The sequence below is a fragment of the Dokdonia sp. genome (assembly GCF_039945015.1).
GTDB lineage: Bacteria > Bacteroidota > Bacteroidia > Flavobacteriales > Flavobacteriaceae > Dokdonia.
Map to the genome: position 1 here is coordinate 201,881 of NZ_JBDUXP010000018.1, position 23,033 is coordinate 224,913.

The 23,033-nt window shown below is 33.2% G+C and carries 20 protein-coding genes; 14 read left to right on the forward strand and 6 right to left on the reverse strand.

What is annotated here, in order from left to right; translation table 11 throughout:
• Positions 1-28: 28 nt before the first annotated feature.
• From ABJD27_RS12565 to murI, 8 genes are all read left to right on the forward strand, one after another.
• On the forward strand, positions 29-685 hold the full coding sequence (locus ABJD27_RS12565; RefSeq protein ID WP_348165201.1) for a CBS domain-containing protein: 657 nt from the start codon (positions 29-31) through the stop codon (positions 683-685).
• Positions 686-689: 4 nt separating this feature from the next.
• Positions 690-1,571 (forward strand): NAD kinase, encoded by an 882-nt coding sequence (locus ABJD27_RS12570; protein ID WP_348165204.1) that lies wholly within the window; start codon positions 690-692, stop codon positions 1,569-1,571.
• 158 nt (positions 1,572-1,729) lie between these two features.
• Positions 1,730-2,413 carry a DUF6089 family protein gene (locus ABJD27_RS12575; protein ID WP_348165207.1) on the forward strand — a complete coding sequence of 228 codons (684 nt, stop codon included), beginning with the start codon at positions 1,730-1,732 and terminating at the stop codon, positions 2,411-2,413.
• A 7-nt stretch (positions 2,414-2,420) separates the two neighbouring features.
• On the forward strand, positions 2,421-3,161 hold the full coding sequence (locus ABJD27_RS12580; protein WP_348165210.1) for an isoprenyl transferase: 741 nt from the start codon (positions 2,421-2,423) through the stop codon (positions 3,159-3,161).
• The gene (locus ABJD27_RS12585; RefSeq protein WP_348165212.1) at positions 3,094-5,757 is read left to right on the forward strand and encodes a POTRA domain-containing protein; all 2,664 of its coding nucleotides are present in this window, start codon (positions 3,094-3,096) and stop codon (positions 5,755-5,757) included. The genes ABJD27_RS12580 and ABJD27_RS12585 overlap by 68 nt, the downstream gene beginning before the upstream one ends.
• Positions 5,758-5,795: 38 nt before the next feature.
• Positions 5,796-6,809 (forward strand): OmpH family outer membrane protein, encoded by a 1,014-nt coding sequence (locus ABJD27_RS12590; protein ID WP_348165215.1) that lies wholly within the window; start codon positions 5,796-5,798, stop codon positions 6,807-6,809.
• A 73-nt stretch (positions 6,810-6,882) separates the two neighbouring features.
• Complete coding sequence (locus tag ABJD27_RS12595; protein ID WP_348165218.1) at positions 6,883-7,389, forward strand: OmpH family outer membrane protein; 507 nt, start codon at positions 6,883-6,885, stop codon at positions 7,387-7,389.
• A gap of 80 nt (positions 7,390-7,469) precedes the next feature.
• Complete coding sequence (gene murI, locus ABJD27_RS12600; RefSeq protein WP_348165637.1) at positions 7,470-8,288, forward strand: glutamate racemase; 819 nt, start codon at positions 7,470-7,472, stop codon at positions 8,286-8,288.
• A gap of 3 nt (positions 8,289-8,291) precedes the next feature.
• On the opposite strand, the gene ABJD27_RS12605 is transcribed toward murI, so the two are convergent.
• Positions 8,292-9,029 carry a LytTR family DNA-binding domain-containing protein gene (locus ABJD27_RS12605; protein ID WP_348165221.1) on the reverse strand — a complete coding sequence of 246 codons (738 nt, stop codon included), beginning with the start codon at positions 9,027-9,029 and terminating at the stop codon, positions 8,292-8,294.
• Between the two features lie 5 nt (positions 9,030-9,034).
• Complete coding sequence (locus ABJD27_RS12610; protein WP_348165224.1) at positions 9,035-11,248, reverse strand: histidine kinase; 2,214 nt, start codon at positions 11,246-11,248, stop codon at positions 9,035-9,037.
• Positions 11,249-11,459: 211 nt separating this feature from the next.
• Between ABJD27_RS12610 and ABJD27_RS12615 the strand changes: the two genes are divergently transcribed.
• Complete coding sequence (locus ABJD27_RS12615; protein ID WP_348165227.1) at positions 11,460-12,620, forward strand: vWA domain-containing protein; 1,161 nt, start codon at positions 11,460-11,462, stop codon at positions 12,618-12,620.
• Between the two features lie 180 nt (positions 12,621-12,800).
• On the forward strand, positions 12,801-13,667 hold the full coding sequence (locus ABJD27_RS12620; RefSeq protein ID WP_348165230.1) for a flagellar motor protein MotB: 867 nt from the start codon (positions 12,801-12,803) through the stop codon (positions 13,665-13,667).
• Between the two features lie 74 nt (positions 13,668-13,741).
• Here the strand turns inward: ABJD27_RS12620 and ABJD27_RS12625 are convergent, their stop codons facing one another.
• Positions 13,742-14,749, reverse strand: a complete 1,008-nt coding sequence (locus ABJD27_RS12625; RefSeq protein WP_348165233.1) for a type IX secretion system membrane protein PorP/SprF — start codon at positions 14,747-14,749, stop codon at positions 13,742-13,744.
• A 490-nt stretch (positions 14,750-15,239) separates the two neighbouring features.
• Here ABJD27_RS12625 and ABJD27_RS12630 point away from each other — a divergent pair, with 490 nt between their 5' ends.
• The 4 genes from ABJD27_RS12630 to ABJD27_RS12645 all read left to right on the forward strand — a co-directional run bounded on the left by ABJD27_RS12630 (position 15,240) and on the right by ABJD27_RS12645 (position 19,608).
• Complete coding sequence (locus tag ABJD27_RS12630; protein ID WP_348165236.1) at positions 15,240-16,142, forward strand: NifU family protein; 903 nt, start codon at positions 15,240-15,242, stop codon at positions 16,140-16,142.
• 106 nt (positions 16,143-16,248) lie between these two features.
• Entirely contained in the window at positions 16,249-16,449 is a 201-nt protein-coding gene (locus ABJD27_RS12635; protein WP_348165239.1) for a dodecin family protein, read from the forward strand.
• Between the two features lie 68 nt (positions 16,450-16,517).
• Positions 16,518-18,635, forward strand: coding sequence for a thioredoxin domain-containing protein (locus tag ABJD27_RS12640; protein ID WP_348165242.1), 2,118 nt, complete (start codon positions 16,518-16,520; stop codon positions 18,633-18,635).
• A 154-nt stretch (positions 18,636-18,789) separates the two neighbouring features.
• A complete protein-coding gene (locus ABJD27_RS12645; RefSeq protein WP_348165245.1) occupies positions 18,790-19,608 on the forward strand; it encodes a mechanosensitive ion channel domain-containing protein in 819 nt (272 codons plus the stop codon).
• A gap of 99 nt (positions 19,609-19,707) precedes the next feature.
• Here the strand turns inward: ABJD27_RS12645 and tsaB are convergent, their stop codons facing one another.
• The 3 genes from tsaB to ABJD27_RS12660 are packed head-to-tail and all read right to left on the reverse strand — an operon-like array spanning position 19,708 to position 23,008.
• Entirely contained in the window at positions 19,708-20,385 is a 678-nt protein-coding gene (gene tsaB / locus ABJD27_RS12650) for a tRNA (adenosine(37)-N6)-threonylcarbamoyltransferase complex dimerization subunit type 1 TsaB (RefSeq protein ID WP_348165640.1), read from the reverse strand.
• 2 nt (positions 20,386-20,387) lie between these two features.
• Positions 20,388-21,677, reverse strand: coding sequence for an efflux RND transporter periplasmic adaptor subunit (locus tag ABJD27_RS12655; RefSeq protein ID WP_348165248.1), 1,290 nt, complete (start codon positions 21,675-21,677; stop codon positions 20,388-20,390).
• Positions 21,678-21,682: 5 nt separating this feature from the next.
• A complete protein-coding gene (locus ABJD27_RS12660; protein ID WP_348165251.1) occupies positions 21,683-23,008 on the reverse strand; it encodes a TolC family protein in 1,326 nt (441 codons plus the stop codon).
• Positions 23,009-23,033: the final 25 nt, after the last annotated feature.

The following is a 23,033-nucleotide window of genomic DNA, read 5'->3' on the forward strand; positions in this document are numbered from 1 at the left end:
GCCGAGTAATTTTTCATTATTTTGCATTATGAGTATTACAGATTTTATAATTAATGACATTAATCCTATCTCTGACACAAAGTCTATAGGTGAGGTTCAAGCTATTTTTAGCCAGACTACGCATTCTCATGTTCCCATTCATAAGGATGACATATATGTAGGTTGTCTTGCCGAAAATGACACTCATTGTTATGATGCAAATTGCATCATATCTGACTACGCCCATGCATATGTGCATTTTTTTGTGCGGTATGAAACCAACTGGTTAGACGTTCTTGAGACATTTGCTCAGCACAGTACAAACATTATGCCTGTACTAGACGAAAACAATAGTTATATAGGCTACTATGAACTTGAGGATGTGATGAACTTTTTTAACAATACACCTTTTATAAGAGAGCCTGGAAGCGTTGTTATTATAGAAAAAGGAGTGTTGGATTATTCTTTTAGTGAGATAAGTCAAATTGTAGAGTCTAATGACGGAAAGATATGGGGAGGGTTCATTTCTAAAATAGAAAATGATGTTGCCCAAATTTCTATTAAAATAGGGCGTGCAAATTTTAATGATATCTTAGCAGCCTTTAGAAGATATAGTTATAATATAATTTCAAGTCACCAAGAAGATACTTTTCTTAAGGATTTAAGAGAACGATCTCAATACTTAGAAAAATATCTCAACATATAATTTCATGAAAATAGGTATTTATGGTCAGTTTTATCATAAAGAAGCGGCACTTTATGTGCAACAGCTTCTAGATATCTTAGACAAAAAAAAGATTGAGGTTATTATAGAAAAAAACTTTCTAGACCTTATTCATGAGCATGACTCTATTGACAAAAACTATAGACATTTTAGCACTTTTGAAGAGTTAGATACTAGTTATGATTTGTTTTTTAGCATAGGAGGCGATGGTACTATTCTAAAAACTGTGACTTACATAAGAGATCTTTCTATTCCTATTGTAGGTATAAATACAGGAAGATTAGGTTTTCTAGCGACTATAAAAAAACAAGAAATTCAAGATTCTATAGAAAAGATTCTTGCTGGCAAATACACCTTATCAGAACGAAGCTTACTACAAGTCTTGATAGATGACAAGGAGGTTTTTAAAGATATTAATTTTGCTCTTAATGAGATTGTTGTTAGCCGTAAGAATACAACGTCTATGATTTCTATAGCAACACAGCTCAACGGTGAATCTCTTACAAATTACTGGGCTGACGGCCTTATTGTTTCTACTCCTACAGGTTCTACTGGCTATTCACTAAGTTGCGGAGGTCCCGTAATTACGCCACACACATCTAGTTTGATTCTTACACCAATAGCGCCACACAACTTAAATGCAAGACCACTTGTTATTCCCGATGACACTGTAATTACTTTAAAAGTATCTGGTAGAGAGAAACAACATTTAATATCATTAGATTCAAGAATAGCAACATTAGACAATGAGACAACCATTACTTTAAAAAAAGCTCCATTTACGATAAGTCTAATTAATTTAGAAGGAGAAAGTTTTTTAAAAACCTTACGAGAAAAGCTACTTTGGGGAGAAGATAAACGTAACTAGGCAATAATTTAAGAGAAAGATTGTTAACTCTGTGTGTGATAAAGACATATTTTTTTTATGCTTATTTTAAATAAATAAGCACATCTCAAAAAATCATTATTATATAGTATGGTCTTGACCCGCACATTATTGTTATATTTGCAAACTTTTACAGCTATATGAGGTATTTGACGATTGTAGTAATCGCCATTTTTTTAGGCTTTAGTTCTCAAGCACAAACTTACGAAGTAGGTTTGTATGCTGGAGGATCAAATTTTATAGGAGATGTTGGATCAACAAGTTACATTGCTCCAAACTCGCCTGTTGTAGGTGGTATTTTTAAATGGAATCGCAGTAAGCGACATTCTTTTAGATTTAGTGCACTTTTTACAGAATTAGAAAGTGCAGACTCGCAAAGTCATGAATCTGGAAGGCAAGATCGCAGGTATTCTTTTAAAAATAGTGTAAAAGAAGTTTCATTAGGTCTAGAATACACATTCTGGGATTTTGATATGTTTAATGATAGAAATCCTTCTACGCCCTATTTATATACAGGGTTTACATATTTTAATCACGATGAGTTAGCTCTAGATGGCAACAATGTTCAAAAAACAGGTACTTCTTGGGATGTTGCAATCCCAATGGTTCTAGGTTACAAAGTCGTTATAGGCTCTAAATTCATTCTCGCGTTTGAAATAGGAGCTAGATATACACTTACAGACAATCTAGATGGAAGTGCCCCTGAAGAGGATGCCAATGGAACATTAAGTTTTGGAAATTTAAATAATGATGATTGGTATATGTTTACAGGATTCACCTTAACCTATACCTTCGGGCGTAAACCATGTTTTTGCGCATTCTAATAATGAGATGAGCGTTTTAGATCAAATCAATCACGATAAGTTGCCACGACATATTGCTATCATTATGGACGGTAATGGTCGTTGGGCAAAAAAACAAGGACTCCTTAGAGCTGCGGGACATAAACGTGGTACTAAAGCGGTAAGGGAAGTTGTTGAAGGTTGTGCCGAAATTGGGATTGAACATCTTACCCTTTATGCATTTTCTACAGAAAATTGGAATCGTCCTAAAAAAGAAGTAGACATCTTAATGAATCTTCTTGTGTCTTCTCTAAAGAATGAGATAAAGACACTTCAAAAAAATGATGTTGCCTTACACGCTATAGGAAACCTCGAAACATTGCCTACAAAAGCTCAAAAAGAGCTTAATGAGGTTATACAGCAAACTAAAGATAACAAAAGATTAAGAGTTACACTTGCTTTAAGTTACGGAGCTCGTGAAGAAATTCTTAAAACTATAAAGGAAATAAGCTTTAAAGTTAAAAATAACATAATTTCGCCAGATGAGATTGATGAGTCTTATATTAATAAGCATCTTTACACCCATGACATGCCAGATGTGGATTTACTCATAAGAACAAGCGGAGAGCAACGTGTTAGTAATTTTTTACTTTGGCAAATAGCATATGCAGAATTTTATTTTACAAATGTATTATGGCCAGATTTTAAGAAAAAGGATTTACATGACGCTATTTACAATTATCAGAAAAGAGAACGAAGATTTGGAAAGACAAGTGAACAAATTCAATAACCTAATAAATCATAGCTTGATATTGAAAAAAATTACTTTTGTACTATTATTACTTACAACAGTAGTCTCACAGGCTCAAAGGGAATTACCTATAAATCCTGAGATTAAATACGAGATAGGTGATATCAAGGTAACAGGAACGTCTACCTACAACGAAAACACTGTAATTACATTTACAGGATTACGAGTAGGGGAACGCATATATCTTCCTGGAGAAAAAATCAGTAGTGTTATTAAAAAGCTCTGGGAATTAGAGTTGTTTTCTGACATTAACCTTTTTGTAACTGACGTTAGAGGGAATGTAGTAGATCTTCAATTAGACATTAAAGAAGTTCCTGAGCTAAACGAGATAAAATTCAAAGGCATTAAGGAAAAGAAAGGTACCACTTTTGTAAAAGACAATGGTCTTAATAAAGGAGCAAAAATTACCGAGAATTTAATTACTACTACAAAAAATTACATCGATAATACTTACAAAAAGAAAGGATATTTTAATGCGAAGACATTTATCAATGTAATACCTAAAGAAGACTCTACATCAAAGAACAAAGTAAATATGCTTGTTAATGTTGACAAAGGTTCTAGAGTAAAAGTAGACGATATTATATTTGAAGGCAATGAAAAGCTTAAAGACAGTAAGCTTAAACGTGCTATGAAAAATACGAAGAAAAAGAATCGTCTTCGTGTTTACAAACGCTCTAAATACATCAAGTCTGATTATGAAGATGACAAAGTTGCCATCATAAACAAGTATAAAGAAAATGGTTACCGTGATGCGCGAATCACCTCTGATACTATTATCAACAATAGTAATAAAGGTATCACACTAAAAATTAATGTTGAAGAAGGTAAAAAGTATTACATTGGAGATATTGATTTTATTGGAAACACCGTGTATTCTGATGCACAACTTTTATCAGTACTTGGATTGAAGAAAGGTGACACATATAACGGAGTTTTATTAAAAGAGCGTATTCAAAAAGAAGGAGATCCAGATGCAGATGATCTTGCAAACTTATATCAAAATACAGGATATTTATTTTCAAATATTAATCCCGTAGAGACAGGTGTTGAAAATGATACTATTAATTTTGAAATTCGTATCTCTGAAGGAAAACTAGCTTATTTTAATAGAGTTGAAGTAAAAGGTAACGATAAGACAAAAGACAAAGTAATCTATAGAGAACTCTTAACGAAACCAGGTCAACAATATAGCAAACAAGCTGTAGTTACAACCATACGTAAATTAGGGCAACTTGGTTTCTTTGATCCACAGCAACTTACTCCAGAATTTAAGAATTTTGATCAGATAGGCGGTACTGTAGATTTAGAATATAATGTTGTTGAGCAAGGTGCTAGTCAAATCGAACTGCAAGGTGGTTTTGGTGGAGGAGGTTTTGTAGGAACATTAGGATTATCCTTTAATAATTTTTCTATACAAAACATTTTCAAAAAAGATGCTTATAAACCATTACCTATGGGTGATGGACAACGTTTTTCTTTAAGAGCCCAAGCTAGTCAGTTTTTCCAAACGTATAGTATATCTCTTACAGATCCTTGGTTTGGAGGCAAAAAACCTGTACAACTATCTGTATCATTATCACACACTATACAATTTCAATTTAACAATCAAGCAACTAGCGCAAGAGATCGAGTAAATAGAGACAGTCGTAATATTATTACAGGAGGATCTATTGGGCTTGCAAAACGCTTAACATGGCCAGATCGTGATTTTACACTATCACATGCTATAAGTTATCAAAACTTTAATTTAAAAAACTTTAACACTGGTTTATTTACATTTGGTAACGGTTCTTCTAAAAACTTAGGATACACTATAGGGCTTAGTAGAAACAACACAGCCAATAATCCTATATTTCCAGTATCTGGATCAGAATGGAGTATCACAGCAAAACTTACTCCTCCATACTCTTTGTTTAATGGCGTAGATTACAAAGCACTTGCTGCAGAAAGAGAGATTGCTATAGAAAATCAAGATGCCGACGCAATAGGAGCAATTGACCAAGAGCGATTTAAATTTTTAGAATTTTATAAAGTAAAATTTAATGGAAAGTGGTACACAAGCCTTCCTGGAAAATTTGTATTACAATCTAACCTCGAGTTTGGATGGTTAGGTGCTTATAATAATGATAGAGGAATTCCACCTTTTGAACGTTTTTTCTTAGGAGGAGATGGACTTGGAGGATTTGCACTTGACGGTCGTGAGATTATACGTTTAAGAGGATATCCTAATCAATCTGTAACACCTCTAGATAGAGGAGCAGCTACTACTGCAAACAATAATGACGGTGCAACAATCTATAATAAATTTAGTTTAGAGCTACGTTATCCAGTAACATTTAGCCAAGCAGCAACCATTTATGCACTAGCTTTTGCAGAAGGAGGATCTACCTATGACAATTTTAGAGATTATAATCCGTTTCAATTGAGTAGATCTGCTGGTGCAGGAATTCGTATATTTATGCCTGCCTTTGGATTACTAGGGCTGGATTTTGGATATGGATTTGATCCTATACCTGGGCTTATACAGCCTAACGGTTGGGAGACGCACTTTATCATTGGACAGCAGTTTTAATTTTTGGCACGATTATTTCTAACGCTATTATAACCAATATGAAAACAAAAGTTTTTTTCTTTTTTGCATCATTCTTATTAGTAAGCTTTGTTGCTAATGCACAACGAGGTATCCGTGTAGGCTATATCGACATGGACTATATCCTTGAAAATGTTCCCGAATATCAAGAAGCATCTTCTCAACTAGATGCTAAAGTCAAAAAGTGGAAAGGTGAGATAGAAAAGAAAATTGGGGAAATTGAAGAAATGAAAAAGCAATTACAAAATGAACGTGTATTGCTTACGAAGGAGCTTATAGAAGAACGTCAAGAAGAAATTACTTATGAAGAAGAGCAAATTTTTGAGTACCAACAAAAACGCTTTGGTCCTGGAGGAGATCTAGCCATACAAAAACGACAGCTTATAGAGCCTGTACAAGATCAAGTTTTTAATGCTGTCCAGGAGATTTCTACAAACAAAAAATATGATGTTGTTTTAAGAAAGTCTGAAGCAGGAGTCCTTTATGTAGCAGATCGTCTTGACTTAAGTGATCAAGTATTAAGAAGTATTACAAGATCTGCAAAACGTAAGCAGATCAATAATCGTAAAGAAGAAGATTCTTTTGAAAGAGATGAAGCAAAAACGGTAGAGCAAGATAAAGCAACTCAAGATCGTCAAAAAGCAATCGATAAAAAGAAAGCAGATCGCGAAGCATTAATAGAACAAAAGAATGCAGATCGCCAAGCGCAAAAGGATGCTCGTAACAAAGAATTTGAGGAAAGAAGACAACGTATTCTTGCAGAACGTCAAAAAAGAAAAGATTCTATAACTGCAGCAAAAGCAGCAAAAGCAAAAGCCTCAGGAAGAAAATCTGGAGCAGAAACAACAGAAGAAAGAAAAGCGAGACAACAACAACTTATAGAAGCTAGACAACAAAGAAAAGATTCTATAAATCGTGCACGTCAAGAAAAAAGAGATGCTATACTAGCAGAACGTAAAAGAAAAAAAGATTCTATTTTAGAATCACGTAAGAAAAAAACAGATAGCCTTCCAAGACCTCCAAAAAGAAGATGATCATAGAGGGGGAGGTATTTTATAACCCTATATTTTATAACACACTTAACTTAATTAGATTACAATGAAACACATGAAAAAAGTATTAGTAGCCATAGCTCTAGTAATAGGAATGACAGGTGTAATGCAAGCTCAAGACTCAAAGGTTGCTCACATTAACACTCAAGCGTTGGTAGAAGCAATGCCTAGTTATGTAGCCGCAAATGCTGAGCTTGAAAAAGCCCAAAAATCGTATCAAGCACAGTTAACAGAAATGAAGACTGAACTTCAGAAAACATCAGAAAGATACGGTCGTGAAGTAAACACTCAAACTGACGAAACAAACATTTCTCGTCAAAAAGAAGTTCAAGAGACTTTACAACAGATCAATGCATATGAGCAAGGTGCCTACCAAAAATTACGTGAGCAAGAACAAGAATTACTAAAACCTATTCTTGAAAAGGCGCGTGTAGCAATACAAAAGGTTGGTAGAGCAAAAGGATATCAATATATTCTTGATTCTACTCCAGGTGCTGGTGGAGTTATCATGGCTGATGGATATGACCTTATGCCAGATGTAAAAGCAGACTTAGGCATCTAAAAAAATTACTATAAATCCGCTTAAAGCGAAAGTTTATAAAAACTGCCTTCATTTTGAGGGCAGTTTTTTATTTTAGAGGTATGCAAAACAATCATCCCATAGGTGTATTTGATAGCGGAATAGGAGGTATTTCTATATGGAAAGAAATTATACAACTACTCCCTTTTGAATCAACAATCTATCTTGCAGACAGCAAACATGCTCCCTATGGGGCAAAATCTCAAGAAGAGATTATACAGTTATCCATAAAAAACACAGAAGCATTGCTCCAATTAGGCGCAAAAATCATTGTTGTTGCTTGTAATACAGCAACCACAAATGCTATTAAATATTTACGAGCACATTATGATGTTCCTTTTATAGGCATTGAACCCGCTATTAAACCGGCGGCTTTACAGTCTAAAAATAAAAGCATAGGTATACTAGCCACCAAAGGAACATTAAACAGCAGTTTATTTTCTAATACTTCTGAGCGATATACACAAGAGATACAAACCATAGAAGTAATAGGGACTGGCCTGGTTCCTTTAATAGAACAAGGTCATATAGATGGTGTAGAAACAAAAGAACTGCTTGTAAAATACCTTAAACCTATGATCCAAGCAGGTATTGATTACCTAGTGCTAGGATGTAGTCACTATCCATTTTTACTCCCTATACTTAAAGATATACTTCCTGACAATGTGACTATCATCGATTCTGGAGAAGCGGTTGCAAGGCAAACTAAAGCGGTATTACTACAAAATGGAGGTATTATAAAGAAAAAAGAATTGCAACCTACCCATCAATTATATTCTAATAAAAATACAGAAACGCTTGATGGTATTATTATACGCTTTCGCGAAAGCGGACAAATATCTAAAAACACAGTTATACGTACTATCTATAAAGAATTTTAGTTTCTATTTAAAATAGGCTAATAGGTTTGCTTTTTGAGAAGCAGATACCATAACTTCTTTACCACTACTGAGTACAACAGTTCCACCTTTGCCTTTTCTATATCCTGTAACTTCATTAATATTTACCAGATATGATTTATGTACCCTTGCAAATCCAAAATCTGTAAGTGCATCTTCAAAATATTTAAGTGTTTTACTCACTAATTTCTTCCCTCCTGTCGCAAGGAAAATTTGAGTATAATTATCGTCTGCCTGACAATATAAAATAGATGCAGCTTCCAAAACTTCAAAACCATCTTGTACAGGGATTGTGATTTTCCCTTGCTTTTCCGAGCTAAAGGCAGTGAGTACTTTGTCCTCTAATGCGCTTTCTTTTTCTTTAATTTGCGCCACATAATCTACTGCTTTAATAAGTTCATCTATAGACACTGGTTTAAGTAAGTAATAAGAGGCATGAGTGTTTAAGGCTTCTATAGCATATTGATTATAGGCCGTTACAAATACCGTCTCAAAACTACGATCTCCAACTTGTTCCAAAAGGTCAAAAGCATTTCCTTTGGGCATTTCTACATCTAGGAATACAAGGTCTAAAGTCTCATTACGTATTAAACTAAGAGCCTCTTCTATATTAGACGCTTCTCCTACTAGTTCAACTTTAGGGCAATACTTTTTAAGATAATTACGTAATATTTCTCTACTGGTCTCTTCGTCTTCTACGATGATTGTTTTAAGCTGTACCATCCTTGTTAATTCTTTTTTAGTGTTAGTGTTACCTTTGTTCCTTCTCCGCCTTCAAAAACATCTGTAATTGAGACATCTACACGTCCTCCATACATTTCATTAAGTATCGCAATACGTTTTTTAATATTACTCATCCCTTTTGACTTTTGTTTCTTCTGATTCTCTGTTTTCATAGCTTTACTACGCTCACGCCCTACACCATCATCAGTTACAGTAATTACGGCTGTATCTTCATCTTTTTGTCCAAAATGGATATGTAAAAGCCCTTTCTCTTCTTTATATCGCATCCCATGCCAAACAGCATTTTCTACATAGGGTTGTAATAACATAGGTGGAATTTGAAACTCATCTACAGACAATGTTTCATCTACAGTAAGTGTATAATCAAATTTATCTTTAAACCTAAAATGCTCAAGCATTGTATATTTTTTTATGAGTTCAATTTCGCTAGAAAGCGGAATAAAATCTTCTTCACTATTTTCCAACACAGATCGCATTAAACTAGAAAAATCAGATAGATATTTATTTGCTGTACGCTCATCATTTGTAGCAATAAAACTATTTACAGAATTAAGTGCATTAAAAATAAAATGAGGATTCATTTGAGACCTAAGTCCTTTGAGTGCTAATAAATTATTTGCGTATTTCTGTTGTTTTGAGCTGCGATACATGGCAAATGCTGCTATTAATAATAGTACGGCCACAACAATTAATGACCAAACTATTAATTGTTGCACATTCTCTTTGGCATCAATTAATGCTTGTTCTCGTTTTGTAGATGTATACTTCTCTTCATTAAGTTCCTTATCTTTTTCTAAACTTGTAAGTCTACTTTGCAGGTTCCCATATTCATTTCTAAGGCGTTCTGCTCTATGCAATTCTTGTTCTTTCTTTTGATAATCTTTATCAACGAGAGCCATATAACGCTCATAACTTTCGACCGCTTTATCATAGTCTTTTTCATCTCTATGTAATTCTGAAAGACTTCGGGCTGCATCTTTTTCTACAACAATATCATTTTTATTGGCAGCTTCGGTAATACTTTTTTCAAAAAAAGAAATGGCCTCATCATTTTTTTGTTGTGCTACATAGGCTCTCGCTATCTTATAATTTTGTTTTTGAGATGTTAACACATCATCATTTGATATAGAGTCTGTATTTACATTATTTAACCCTTCTAAAGCTTCTTTACGTAGTGTTATCTCTTCATCATACAATTGTGATTTATTGTAATAATCGGCTACTTTTACCTTAGAACGTGCAGCACTCTCCGAGTTTTCTTGATTTGATAATATTAATGTTTTTTCATAAAAAAGTATTGCCTTTTCCTTATCACCATTTAGATCATAGCACTCTGCAATTTTTCTATTAAGCCTACTTGTTAGGTCTATAATAAATGAAGAAGAAGCTATTGTTTCTGCCTTAGTATATTCCTGTATTGCCTTACTATACTCTGTAATTGACTTATAAGCATCTCCTAGTCCTTCTAAGGATTCTAAATTTTGCTCAAAAGACAATTTTTTATTTAAAATTGTTTGATATAAAGCAATACTTTCTTGATAGTTTTTACTATCAAAATATGCTTTAGCTAGTTTTATTTCAACAGTTAGATTAATTCTATTCTTAAGGCTTGTTTCATAATTCTCTACCGCTAAATCATGTTGTTTTTGATAAACGTATATATCTCCTAATAGTTCATAAGCACTTGCTTTCTCTATATTTGTTATAGTACTTATTTTTAAAGCGAGTTCTATGTTATCAACTCCTTGGGAGAAATCATCTTTATAAACGTCTTTAGAGTTTTGTATATAATCTCCAAAACTAAGTGCTCTTTTTTTCTTTTTTTCTACTCGTTCAACTGTTATCTCTTCAGACAATGGATGTACTTCAATACGGATGCGTTGATTATCTTTTATTGTATAGTATTTTGTTTCAAAACCGGCACTACGAATTACTAAATCATCTCCTATTCTTGCTTGAATCCTAAACTCTCCTGCACTACTTGTTGTTGTATAATTTCCTCCAGTCACTTCAATATTCACCTTAGAGACTGGTTCTAATGTTTCTATATCTATTACACTACCACGTACTGTAATATAAAGCTCTTCATCTTCTACCGCAGAAGACGAATTACTATTCTGTGCATATGTTGGAACGGTGTAAACGAACAAGAACAATAGCATGTTGATTGTAATACTCGTTAAAAATAACTTCTTCATAAGGGTCAAACTTAGTGCAAAAATGCTACATCAAAAAATGGTCATCTCTTATATATAGTTAAAAAGAGGGGTTTTCTATTTATAATTATCTCGTTTACTCATTCATCTGGCTTATTCCCTAATCAAAACAAACTTTTCGCTCAATTTAGATTTCACCCCAATTATGTTGTTCTTAATTTTATATCATATTCATCAAAATAAAACAAACAATATGAAGACTGTAACACTATTAATGGCTGGACTTACACTAGTTATTAATTCATTTAAAACACCAGATAATGAGATGTATCTATCTGAAGAAGATGTTTCATCTATTATCACAACAACAGAGCCAGATACAAATATTATTAAAGTTGCATTACTCTTAGATACCTCAAATAGTATGGATGGACTTATTGATCAAGCAAAGGCACAACTTTGGGAACTTGTTAATGAACTTTCTTATGCCAAATGTGGTCATAAAGCAAGACCTTCTCTTCAAATCGCATTATATGAATATGGGAATGATGGACTTAATGCAAAAGAAGGATTTATAAGACAAGTAAGTACATTTAGTAATGATCTAGATGAAATCTCCAAACATTTATTTGGACTTACTACAAACGGAGGTAATGAGTATTGTGGTAAAGTAATTCAGGCATCTTTAGACCAATTAGATTGGGGTAAAAAAGAAAATGATTTAAATCTTATTTTCATAGCAGGAAATGAACCTTTTGATCAAGGTCCTGTACGCTATCAAGATGCCTCATTAAATGCCTGCGAAAAAGATATTACCATTAACACTATTTTTTGCGGTAATTATAATACTGGAGTACAAACACATTGGAAAGATGGCGCAGAATCTGCAAAAGGTTCTTATATCGCTATTAATCATGATAAACGCACTGTTCATATTCCATCACCTTATGATCAGGCTATTTTAGAAAAAAATAAGGCACTTAATAATACGTATGTAAGTTATGGTAGACTAGGTGAAGTCAAAAAAACTTCACAAGGCATGCAAGACACAAATGCAAGTGAATATGGAGATGTTAATGCTGTGAAAAGAACTGTAAGTAAGAGCTCTCATTTTTATAAAAATAGCAGTTGGGATTTGGTAGACGCAGAGGAAGAAGAAGATTTTAAATATGAAGATCTGGATGAATCCTACCTTCCAACAGAACTTAAAGGAAAATCTAAATCAGAAATTCAATCTTATATAAAAACAAAACGTAAAGAAAGAGAGCAAGTACAAAAAGAAATAGCACAACTTAATAGACAACGATTAGAATATGTTGCAAAACAAACTAAAAAAGATGACAATCAATTACGCAATGCGATGGTTGAAGCAATAAAAAATCAAGCAAGCAAGAAAAATTATACGTGGGAGTAATATAACGTCAAACTCCAATACTAGTACAAATCAAAAGGTGTATATCTAAAAATATACGCCTTTTGTTATTTTAATGTGGTATGCAAACAACCATTTCTTAACGTTTGAACGTATATAGTTTAGTATAAATTTAAAAGCTACTATCATCTAGTAGCACAACACATTAAAACCCAAATTAAAATGAAAAAAACTTTCATGATTTTAATAGGAGTTTCTCTTATTGTTACTTCTTGCGTTTCAAAAAAAAAATATGTAGAACTTCAATCTCAATATGATAACACAAGAGTGACTCTTACAAAGACTCAAGTAGAAAAAGAGGAGTTAGCCTCTAAATATGGCGCTATCCAAACTCGAGTTACAGAATACAACTCAAAGATAAATTCATTAAAAGATATAAATGAACAGCTCATTATATCAAATGATCAAAAATTAGATAGAACCAATAATGGAGCTGTAATATCAAATGAGGTTAAGGAACGTATGATAAAAACTTTAAAAGAAGTAGATCAGAGTGAACTTGCCAAAGCTCGTACACTAGAAGACTCTATGAATCTCGTGATCTCTTATAACCTAAAACGGAATCTGGATCGTGACATTACAGAACAAGAACAAAACAATGATATTTCTATTGACATAAATGAAACTGTTGTTATGATTTCTATTTCAGATAAGTTATTATTTAAATCGGGAAGCTATAGAGTAAATAAAGAGGCCGATAAATTATTAAAACGAATTGCAGATGTTGTAAATTCTGAACCTGCTATAGAAGTTATGGTAGAAGGGCATACAGATAACAGGCCAGTAAAAGAAGGAGCCCATATAAAAGACAACTGGGAACTCAGTGTAGAACGCTCTACAGCCATCATTAGAGAGTTACAAAACATATATAATGTAGATCCTACAAAACTCATCGCAGCCGGAAGAAGCAGTTACATCCCTTTAGTCACCAATGACAGTAAGGAAAATAGATCTATTAATCGTAGAACACGTATTATTATTTTACCAAACTTAGATAAATTCTTAGCCCTTATGGCATCTAATAATTAATCTACATCATCTAGAAAACCAAAAAGGCTCGATTGTTATACAATCGAGCCTTTTTATATATTTTAATTTCTTATTTAATTTACTGCTGGACAATTACAATCATAAGGGTCTTTATTGTCTCCTAAGTTATATCCCAATGTGATTTGATGAAATCCACCACTTGTTAATACAACAGAATTTGTTTGACTAGAGAATGTATATCCAAATAGGAATCTATCATATGATCCGCCAACAAATGGACTTATAAATTGAGTTTTCTGTATATCTACAGTTGCTCCGTTAGAAGTAAATTCTGCTCCATCTAGACTTCTTCTATAAGAAACTCCTCCCCATAATTTACCCCAGTCTAATTTGCGATATGCCTTTACATTTAAATCAACGTTTGCTTCACCAGTACGTTCTGTAGCTTGGAATAAAGCAGAAGGCTCAAAACTCCAATCTGAAAAATTAGGAGAAATAACATATCCTAGTGATACTATATATCTACGTTGGTTATTTTGTTCGAAAAACTCGAAGTCTTCAGAAAAACTTCTATTTCCTGGTAATACATTTTTAACAGTAAAATGTGCAGAAAAATCTAAAAAGTTATAAGATAATCCAAAATCTACATTCACATAAGAATCTGATTGTTCTACACCAAATATTATAGGATCAAAATCTGTAAGGTCAAAGTTGGTTTCATCCAACTTCCCTTGTAAAATTCCAACACTTAAACCAAAAGAAAGTTGATTTAAATCTACATAATTACGAGATAATAATAGATGATAAGCAAATGTAGCATATACTCCTTGTTGAGAGAAAAACCCATTACTATCATTAAATAATATTCCTCCTACTCCTACTTTTTCTCCTAATCTACCATTTAAACTTATGGTTTGCAATGCAGGTGAATCGTCAACCCCAGCCCATTGACTACGAGTTGTCCCCCTAAGTTTTGCTGTTTTTGAAGCACCAGCCATAGAAGGATGTAGCAAGTAAAGATTATCTTGAAGGTAATCAAGAAATACAGGCAATCCTTCCTGAGCAACAACAAATTGCGTGCAAAATAATGCCAGTATTATATAGTATTTTTTTAACTTCATGGGACTATTTTTTTTGTAATATAGGCTTAAGCACAGCTTTATTATATATAAATTGTGATGTATTTATACTAATTAGAGCCGTACGCCAAGTACTATAACGTTCAAATATATAAATTTTTGTATTAAAGCACTGTGATTTAACAGGCATTATATTATTAAAAACTATATGTAGAAAATCATTAGCCATATAATTACATAAGACTATGTGCGCATCTGTTAATGCACGATTAAAATTCTTTACTAATGACAAGAAGCGTAGGATTCTTTTCATGAAATATGTAGTTTTCAAGGGGCGTAAATATAGGGAATTACAACTTATATTGAACACCTGTGAATTGCATAACGACAATTTTATGTATTTATTGAATCATCACCCTTTTTTTTAACACAATGCAACTTCCACTATTAAAGATTCTTTACACTATTTAAAGCTTCACTTCATAGTATTAATAAAGGTCATTATAATTATCTTTGCATAAAAATAATTGTAATGTCTACATATAGTATTACCATTGAAGGTACTTCAAATCCAGCAATAAAAAAATTCCAAGCAAGTCAATTCTTAGTAAATCATAATAGTTATGAGTTTACAAATATTGATGAAGCTACAAATTCTCCTCTTGCACAACAATTATTTTACCTCCCATTTGTCAAAACAGTATATATCGCTCAAAACTTTATAGCTATTGAAAAATATAATATTGTAGAATGGATAGATATTCAAAATGAAGTGTCTCAACAAATAGAAGACTTCCTTAATGATAATGGACTAGTTATCATAGAAGATGTAGCTGCAAAAAAAATCCCAGTAACCGTATATGCAGAGAGCACTCCTAATCCCTCTACACTAAAATTTGTAGCAAATAAAAAATTAGTTACCTCTCCATTTGAGTTTAAAACTATTGATGATACTGCTCATGCTCCACTAGCAAAAGCATTATTTCATTTTCCTTTTGTAAAAGAAGTCTTTTTTGATGAAAACTATGTTAGTGTTCAGAAATATGAAATGACAAATTGGGACGAAGTAGTTACAGAAACCCGTGAGTTTATAAGAAACTTTATACAAGACGGAAAAGAAGTTATAACTGAAGAGCAACTTAAAACACCTCAACAAGTTGATAGCATTGCTGAGGCTCAGTTTGAAAATCTAGATGACACATCAAAAGAAATTGTAAACATTATAGAAGAATATGTAAAACCAGCAGTGGCAAGTGATGGTGGTAATATTGTTTTCAAAAATTATGATGCGAAAACAAAAAACGTATCTGTTATTTTACAAGGTGCTTGTAGTGGATGTCCTTCTTCTACTTTTACACTTAAAAATGGAATAGAAAATATGCTTAAACAAATGCTTCCTGGTCGCATAAACGTCGTTGAAGCGATCAATGGGTAAGATAAAGTGCCTAGTTTCTGAGAATAAAACGCACAATACAATAATTTACTGATTATTTGTAACTTACAAACTCAACCTATTTTTTAACTTAAAAAAAGAAATAATTATGGCAGTAATGAAAGTTATAGAAGTATTATCTAGCTCTAAAAACAGCTGGGAAGATGCAACTCAAAATGCAGTAAAACAAGCATCAAAAACTGTAAAAAACATCAAATCAGTATATGTTGCAGAGCAAAGCGCAGTAGTAGATGGAGATGAAGTTACAGAATATCGTGTAAACCTCAGACTTACTTTTGAGATAAAATAGTCTACACATATACAAACAAAAAAAACCTATCACTAGATAGGTTTTTTTTTGTTTGTATTTTTACTGTTATGAACACATATAAATTCCTCTCACTTATCCTAATGACTCTTATACTTTGGAATTGTAAAAGTCAAGATGATACTGATATGCATAAATACACAAATGACCTCATTAACGAAACAAGCCCTTATCTGTTACAACATGCACACAACCCCGTAAATTGGAAGCCTTGGAATGAGGAAACACTAACTCTTGCAAAAAAAGAAAATAAATTAATACTCGTAAGCATAGGATATTCATCCTGTCACTGGTGTCACGTAATGGAGCATGAGAGCTTTGAAGATTCTCTTGTCGCCGATTTTATGAATGCAAACTTTATTAATATAAAAGTAGATAGAGAAGAAAGACCAGATGTAGATAATGTCTATATGAGTGCTGTCGAACTTATGACTGGTAGAGCAGGCGGATGGCCACTTAATGCAATTACACTTCCAGACGGAAGACCTATTTGGGGAGGCACCTATTTTCCTAAAGAAGATTGGACCCATGCTTTAAAACAAGTTTCTTCTGCATTTATAGAAAATCCTAACTCATTAGTAGAATTTGCAGACAAGCTTGCCTCTGGAATAAAAACAAGAAACATCGTCACTACAAACCCCAACAAACCTACATTTAAGGAAGAGACAATTATTGCTTCTTTAGACACTTGGTCTACATATTGGGACACACATAAAGGAGGAATTAATAGCGCTCCTAAGTTTATGATGCCCAACAACTATCAATTTTTACTACGTTATGCACACCAAGCTCAAAACGAAGAACTATTAGCTTATGTAAATACAACACTCCAACAAATAGCATATGGAGGTGTAAACGATCATGTAGGAGGTGGTTTCTCAAGATATAGTACCGACAAAAATTGGCACATCCCTCATTTTGAAAAAATGTTATACGACAATGCTCAATTAGTAAGCCTCTATAGCGATGCATACCTTGTTACAAAAAATGAACTATACAAAGAAACCGTATACCAAACATTAGAGTATGTCGCCCGTGAAATGACCACACCCGATGGAAGTTTTTACAGTGCCCTTGATGCAGACAGTCTTAATAATGAAGAAGAGCTAGAAGAAGGAGCCTATTACGTCTGGACTAAAGCAGAGCTTAAGACGCTTCTCAAAGAAGACTTTGACTTATTTGCTTCCTATTATAACATAAATAGTTATGGCAAATGGGAGAAAGATAATTATGTCTTAATACGTAAAGATACTGACACTGATTTTATAAAAGAACACGGACTTACGATTGACTCCTTTAAAGAAAAACAAACACAATGGAAAAAGGATTTATTACGCTTTCGCGAAAGCAATAAAGAAAGACCCCGCTTAGATGATAAAATCCTAACAGGCTGGAATGGCCTTATGACTAAAGGATATATCGATGCATATCGTGTTTTTAACGAGCAAAGATTTCTAGACATTGCTCTTAAAAATGCAAACTTCATCGTAGATAATATGCTACGCAAAGATGGAGGCCTTGATCGAAATTATAAAAATGGAAAAAGTGCTATTAATGCATACCTTGAAGATTATGCAAGCACAATAGACGCATTTATTGCCCTATTTGAAGTAACTACAGATGTCGTATGGCTAGAAAGAGCAAAAGCATTAACAGACTACACCTTTACTCACTTCCAAGATAAAACGAACAGTATGTTTTTCTTTACATCTAATGAGGATCTTGATTTGATAAGTCGTAATACAGAATATATAGATAAAGTTATTCCAGCTTCTAATTCTATGATGGCAAAAAATATCTTTACCCTATCTCATTACTACTTAGATAAAGCATACACTCAGACCGTAGTAACCATGCTTAATAATATTCAACCAGAGATTGATAAATCACCTACGGCTTTTAGTAATTGGCTTGATTTACATCTCAATTACACAAAACCGTATTACGAACTTGTCGTTGTAGGATCAAAAGCAAAAGAAGTGCTTACTGAACTTAATTCCCTCTACCTACCTAATAAATTAATTGCAGCTAGCACAGGAGAAAGCACACAGGAGATTTTTGAAGGACGTTATCTTAAAAACGAAACACTTATCTACGTCTGTGTAAATAACGCCTGTAAACTCCCTGTAAAAACAGTAGAAGAAGCTTTAAAACTTATAAAACAATAATGTATAAAGAATCATCACAAATCATAGATGTATAACCTATTCATATCGATGAATATTCTTTTTCAATTATTTATTTATTTTAAAAATAGAATGCATATCAACTCATTGTATTTTTCTTAATTTTATTCTTTTAAAACAGCAACTTAAAACACACATGGAAAAGTATCAAAAATGGATCGACCTTGCCATAGAAAAAGGCTCGGAATACGGACTTAAAATTATTATGGCAATCCTAATATGGGTTATTGGTAAATGGGTCATTAAAAAAATCATGAAGTTCTTCAAGAAAATGCTTCAGAAGAACGAAAACATGGACGAAACTTTAGAGAAGTTCTTGTCTAATCTTGTAAGCACAATATTACTCGTTTTATTAATTATTGCAATATTAGGACAATTAGGCATAGACACTGCTTCATTTGCTGCAATTCTTGCTGCTGCTGGTCTTGCTGTAGGTCTTGCTTTACAAGGATCATTATCCAACTTTGCAGGAGGAGTCCTCATCATGTTATTTAAACCTTTTAAAGTAGGTGATCTAATAGAGGCACAAGGAGAAATAGGTGTTGTATCTGACATTCAGATTTTCACAACAAAAATGGCATCTCCAGGAAACAAATTGGTTATTCTTCCAAACGGATCATTGTCTAATGGCAACATAAAAAATTATACAGAATTAGGGGAATTAAGAGTAGATCTTACTATTGGTGTCTCATACGATGCAGATATTAGAGAAACAAAAGAAGCGCTTATGAGAGCAATGGCTTCTCAAGATAAAGTTTTACAAGAACCAGCTCCATCTGTAAATATGGGTGAACTCGCAGATAGTTCTGTAAACTATGAAGTACGCCCATGGGCTACCCCAGAAAACTACTGGGATGTTTATTTCCAAACGATAGAAAACTGTAAAATAGAATTAGACAAAGCTGGTATTGAAATCCCTTACCCTCACTCTGTCGAAATTCACAAAGAAGAATAGTCACAGACATTCTAAAAATTTAAAAGCTCCCATATTACTTTAGTAATAAGGGAGCTTTTTTAATATAAGATATTCTATAACAAGTAAAACTCCTTATCGTTATTTCTTTTTAGGAACACCAGCTATAAAGTCCTTAAGATAATAAGGTTCAAAATAAGCCACATCTTCGTAGTCGCCAGTTTTATTTTTGATCTCTGCCAGTTGACACATCTCTGTTGCAGATGGCAGTGTCTCTTCTATAAAAATAGCATTTGGATGGTTACATATTTCAGCAAATTTTGCAACTCCATTACCTATAAAATATACCTTCCCCTTCTCTAAATATTCAGAAAAAGAATTTTCTTCAAGAATTTGAGCTTCAGTTTCTCGTATCTGATCGTTGTTTGAATCAAACACTGCACTGTATACTTCCATTCTTCTTGCATCAAGCATGGGGATGATATATGATCCTTCGTCTGCTTCTACTTTATGTGATAATGCTGTTAATGTAGGAATGGAAATAAGAGGTATTCCTAATGCAAAACACAATCCCTTTGCAGCAGAAACCCCTATACGCAAACCTGTATAACTTCCAGGTCCTTTACTTATAGCAATAGCTGTAAGATCTTCTTTTTTTATTTTTGCAACCAAAAGGACTTCTTCTATATATGGATGTAAACGTTCTGCGTGAGAATATTTGGAAGCATTATCTTCTCTTAATACTGCCTCGTCTCCATAAATAGACAAAGCCACCGAACAATTTGTGGTGGCTGTCTCAATACATAATATATTAGATATCATTATTCATCTGTTTCTTCAGGAACATCTTCCTCTTCCTTTTTCACCTCTACCCTATCTCCAGTTTTAAGGGTTTTAGTTACTAAATTATAAGGTCCTGTGATAATTTCATCACCCTCGTCTAATCCTGACAAAATTTCTATATTAGAATCATCTTGAATTCCTGTAGTTACAACTTTAAGTTTTGCCTTACCATCATTCTTAACAAAGACACATTCAAACTTTTTTTCATCTCCCTTAATATCTTTTTTAGGTTTTGATGATTTGGTAGCACTTGTATCCGATTTTATTACAATTGCACTTATAGGTGCTGATATACTTTTTTCTCTCTTATTTGTAATTACATCTACCGTTGCTGTCATACCTGGTCTAAATGGCGAATATGTAGCAGACTTCCCTTCAAGAAGGTCTTTGTAAGATTGTTCAAGAATACGAACTTTTACTTTAAAATTTGTCACCTGATCTGACGTTAATGTAGCTTCGGCAGAGTTTGCAATTTCTGTAACGATACCTTTAAATTCTTTCTTTAAATATGCATCTACCTCAACCATTGTAGAATCTCCTACTTCAATCTTTACGATATCATTCTCATTTACATCTACTTCTACTTCCATATTGGTAAGATTTGCAACACGTACAATCTCTGTTCCTGCTTGTTGAGCAGTTCCCACAACGCGTTCTCCTAGCTCAACACTAAGTTTTGATATGGTACCATCTCTAGGTGCAAATATAGATGTACGTCCTAGATTATCTTGAGCTTGCTTTACTTGAGCTGCAACACTTTGTACATTGTAATAGGCACTTTGCTTGCTTGCTTGTGCAACTTCATAATCTGATTGTGCTCTATCAAAATCTGCTTTTGAAATCACTCCTTTATCAAATAATGGCTTATTACGATCAAAATTAAGTTTTGCTACTTTAAGATTTGCTTCTGCTTGTGCAAGACCTGAACGAGAGTTTTGTAAAGCTGCTTGCACTTGATTAAGAGCTCCTTGAACTAGATCTGGATTTATACGAACCAAAAGATCTCCTTTCTTAACATCTTGCCCTTCTTTAATAGGGAGTTCAATGATCTCTCCAGATACTTCTGAAGATAGTTTAACTTCTACTTCAGGTTGTATTTTTCCAGTTGCTGCAACAGTCTCTATAATAGTGGCGCGTTCAACTTTTTCTACTTCTACCTCTTTAAAATTTCCTTTTTTCCCAAACCATCCTTGCTTACTGCCAAATAATAATAATCCAATTAGTACAACAGCAATAATAAGAACAGTAATTAATGTCTTTTTATTCATTTTGGTTAGAATTTAAGTTCGGTAGCTGGCACTCCAAAATAGAGTTCTAGTACCTTAATACGAAATATATAATCGTACTTTGATCGTGTTAATTCAATTTGTGCATTATCATAACGCAACTTAGACTGACTAAAATCAAATGCATTTGTACGACCTACGTCATATCTAAGTCTTGCATATTCATACGCCAGTTCTTGAGATTCTAAAGCTGCTGCTGCAGCTTCATAACTTTCTTTTGCTGCTCTAGCTCCAGTGTATGCCTGATATATAGTAGACTCTAAATCAAGTTTTGCTTGATCTACTAAGTTTTGATTACGTCTTATATTAATTTTACTACGTTTTACATTATTTCTTGTTGCAAACCCATTAAGGATAGGTATATTGAGAGTTAAACCATAATTTACTCCGTCATTTAAATATAATTGATCTACAAAATCTCTAGGATCAGAATCTGAATATGTAGTGTTGTACCCAAAGAAAGCTCTTAATGTTGGATAATAAGCTCCTTTTGATATTTGTAAATCTTTCTCTGCTAAGCTTAAATTTTGCTCTGCAATTTTGATTTCAAACCTACTATCTTTTGCACTCTCTATAATGGCCTCTACTGGCTTATCTACCATTTCTTCACCAAAAATCCCATACTCACTATCTACAACATCAAAACCTTGATAATCTTGTATCGCTAGTAGTTGTGCAAGACTTACTCTAGATAATATAACTGCATTACGTGCAGCTACAATACGCTGACGTTCACTTGCTGCAGTAGCTTTAATCTCAAGTAAATCTCCTTTAGGTAAAACCCCTCCGTCTACTAATTCTTGTGTACGCTCTATTTGTTCAAGCGTCACTGCATTTTGAGCTTCAATAGTTTTAAGATTTTCTTTATTTAATATAATATCCAAAAATCCATTTGCTACAAATAACGAAATATCATCCTTGATTTTAGCCAAATTATACTCAGAGGCCACTGTAGATAACTTTGCTCTTTGTACTTGTCTTACATTACGTAATCCATCAAAAAGGTTATATCCAAGATTTATTCCTCCATTTGCAGACAAGAATGTTTCTGTGCTTGCATTATTTGTAATCGGATCAAAACTCAAACCTGTACGTTCAGAAATGCTTACAGATCCATTTACTGTAGGCAAAAAAGCACCAGTAGCATCAGATCTATCGATAGCTCTACTTTCAATATCTAATTCAGATTGCTTTATAGAAATATTATTATCTAAAGCGTACTGTACACACTCTTGTAATGTCCATTTCTTTTCTTGAGCAAATCCTGCTACAGAAATTAAGAGTGTAAAACATATAATAATTAATTTTCTCATAATATCGATTGATGTCCAATATGAC

Excerpts from the sequence above, each read along its gene's own strand:
- ABJD27_RS12565 (WP_348165201.1), top strand. The coding sequence starts at position 29 with ATGAGTATTACAGATTTTATAATTAATGACATTAATCCTATCTCTGAC.
- ABJD27_RS12570 (WP_348165204.1), top strand. The coding sequence starts at position 690 with ATGAAAATAGGTATTTATGGTCAGTTTTATCATAAAGAAGCGGCACTT.
- ABJD27_RS12575 (WP_348165207.1), top strand. The coding sequence starts at position 1,730 with ATGAGGTATTTGACGATTGTAGTAATCGCCATTTTTTTAGGCTTTAGT.
- ABJD27_RS12580 (WP_348165210.1), top strand. The coding sequence starts at position 2,421 with ATGAGCGTTTTAGATCAAATCAATCACGATAAGTTGCCACGACATATT.
- ABJD27_RS12585 (WP_348165212.1), top strand. The coding sequence starts at position 3,094 with ATGACGCTATTTACAATTATCAGAAAAGAGAACGAAGATTTGGAAAGA.
- ABJD27_RS12590 (WP_348165215.1), top strand. The coding sequence starts at position 5,796 with ATGAAAACAAAAGTTTTTTTCTTTTTTGCATCATTCTTATTAGTAAGC.
- ABJD27_RS12595 (WP_348165218.1), top strand. The coding sequence starts at position 6,883 with ATGAAAAAAGTATTAGTAGCCATAGCTCTAGTAATAGGAATGACAGGT.
- murI (WP_348165637.1), top strand. The coding sequence starts at position 7,470 with ATGCAAAACAATCATCCCATAGGTGTATTTGATAGCGGAATAGGAGGT.
- ABJD27_RS12605 (WP_348165221.1), bottom strand. The coding sequence starts at position 9,029 with ATGGTACAGCTTAAAACAATCATCGTAGAAGACGAAGAGACCAGTAGA.
- ABJD27_RS12610 (WP_348165224.1), bottom strand. The coding sequence starts at position 11,248 with ATGAAGAAGTTATTTTTAACGAGTATTACAATCAACATGCTATTGTTC.
- ABJD27_RS12615 (WP_348165227.1), top strand. The coding sequence starts at position 11,460 with ATGAAGACTGTAACACTATTAATGGCTGGACTTACACTAGTTATTAAT.
- ABJD27_RS12620 (WP_348165230.1), top strand. The coding sequence starts at position 12,801 with ATGAAAAAAACTTTCATGATTTTAATAGGAGTTTCTCTTATTGTTACT.
- ABJD27_RS12625 (WP_348165233.1), bottom strand. The coding sequence starts at position 14,749 with ATGAAGTTAAAAAAATACTATATAATACTGGCATTATTTTGCACGCAA.
- ABJD27_RS12630 (WP_348165236.1), top strand. The coding sequence starts at position 15,240 with ATGTCTACATATAGTATTACCATTGAAGGTACTTCAAATCCAGCAATA.
- ABJD27_RS12635 (WP_348165239.1), top strand. The coding sequence starts at position 16,249 with ATGGCAGTAATGAAAGTTATAGAAGTATTATCTAGCTCTAAAAACAGC.
- ABJD27_RS12640 (WP_348165242.1), top strand. The coding sequence starts at position 16,518 with ATGAACACATATAAATTCCTCTCACTTATCCTAATGACTCTTATACTT.
- ABJD27_RS12645 (WP_348165245.1), top strand. The coding sequence starts at position 18,790 with ATGGAAAAGTATCAAAAATGGATCGACCTTGCCATAGAAAAAGGCTCG.
- ABJD27_RS12655 (WP_348165248.1), bottom strand. The coding sequence starts at position 21,677 with ATGAATAAAAAGACATTAATTACTGTTCTTATTATTGCTGTTGTACTA.
- ABJD27_RS12660 (WP_348165251.1), bottom strand. The coding sequence starts at position 23,008 with ATGAGAAAATTAATTATTATATGTTTTACACTCTTAATTTCTGTAGCA.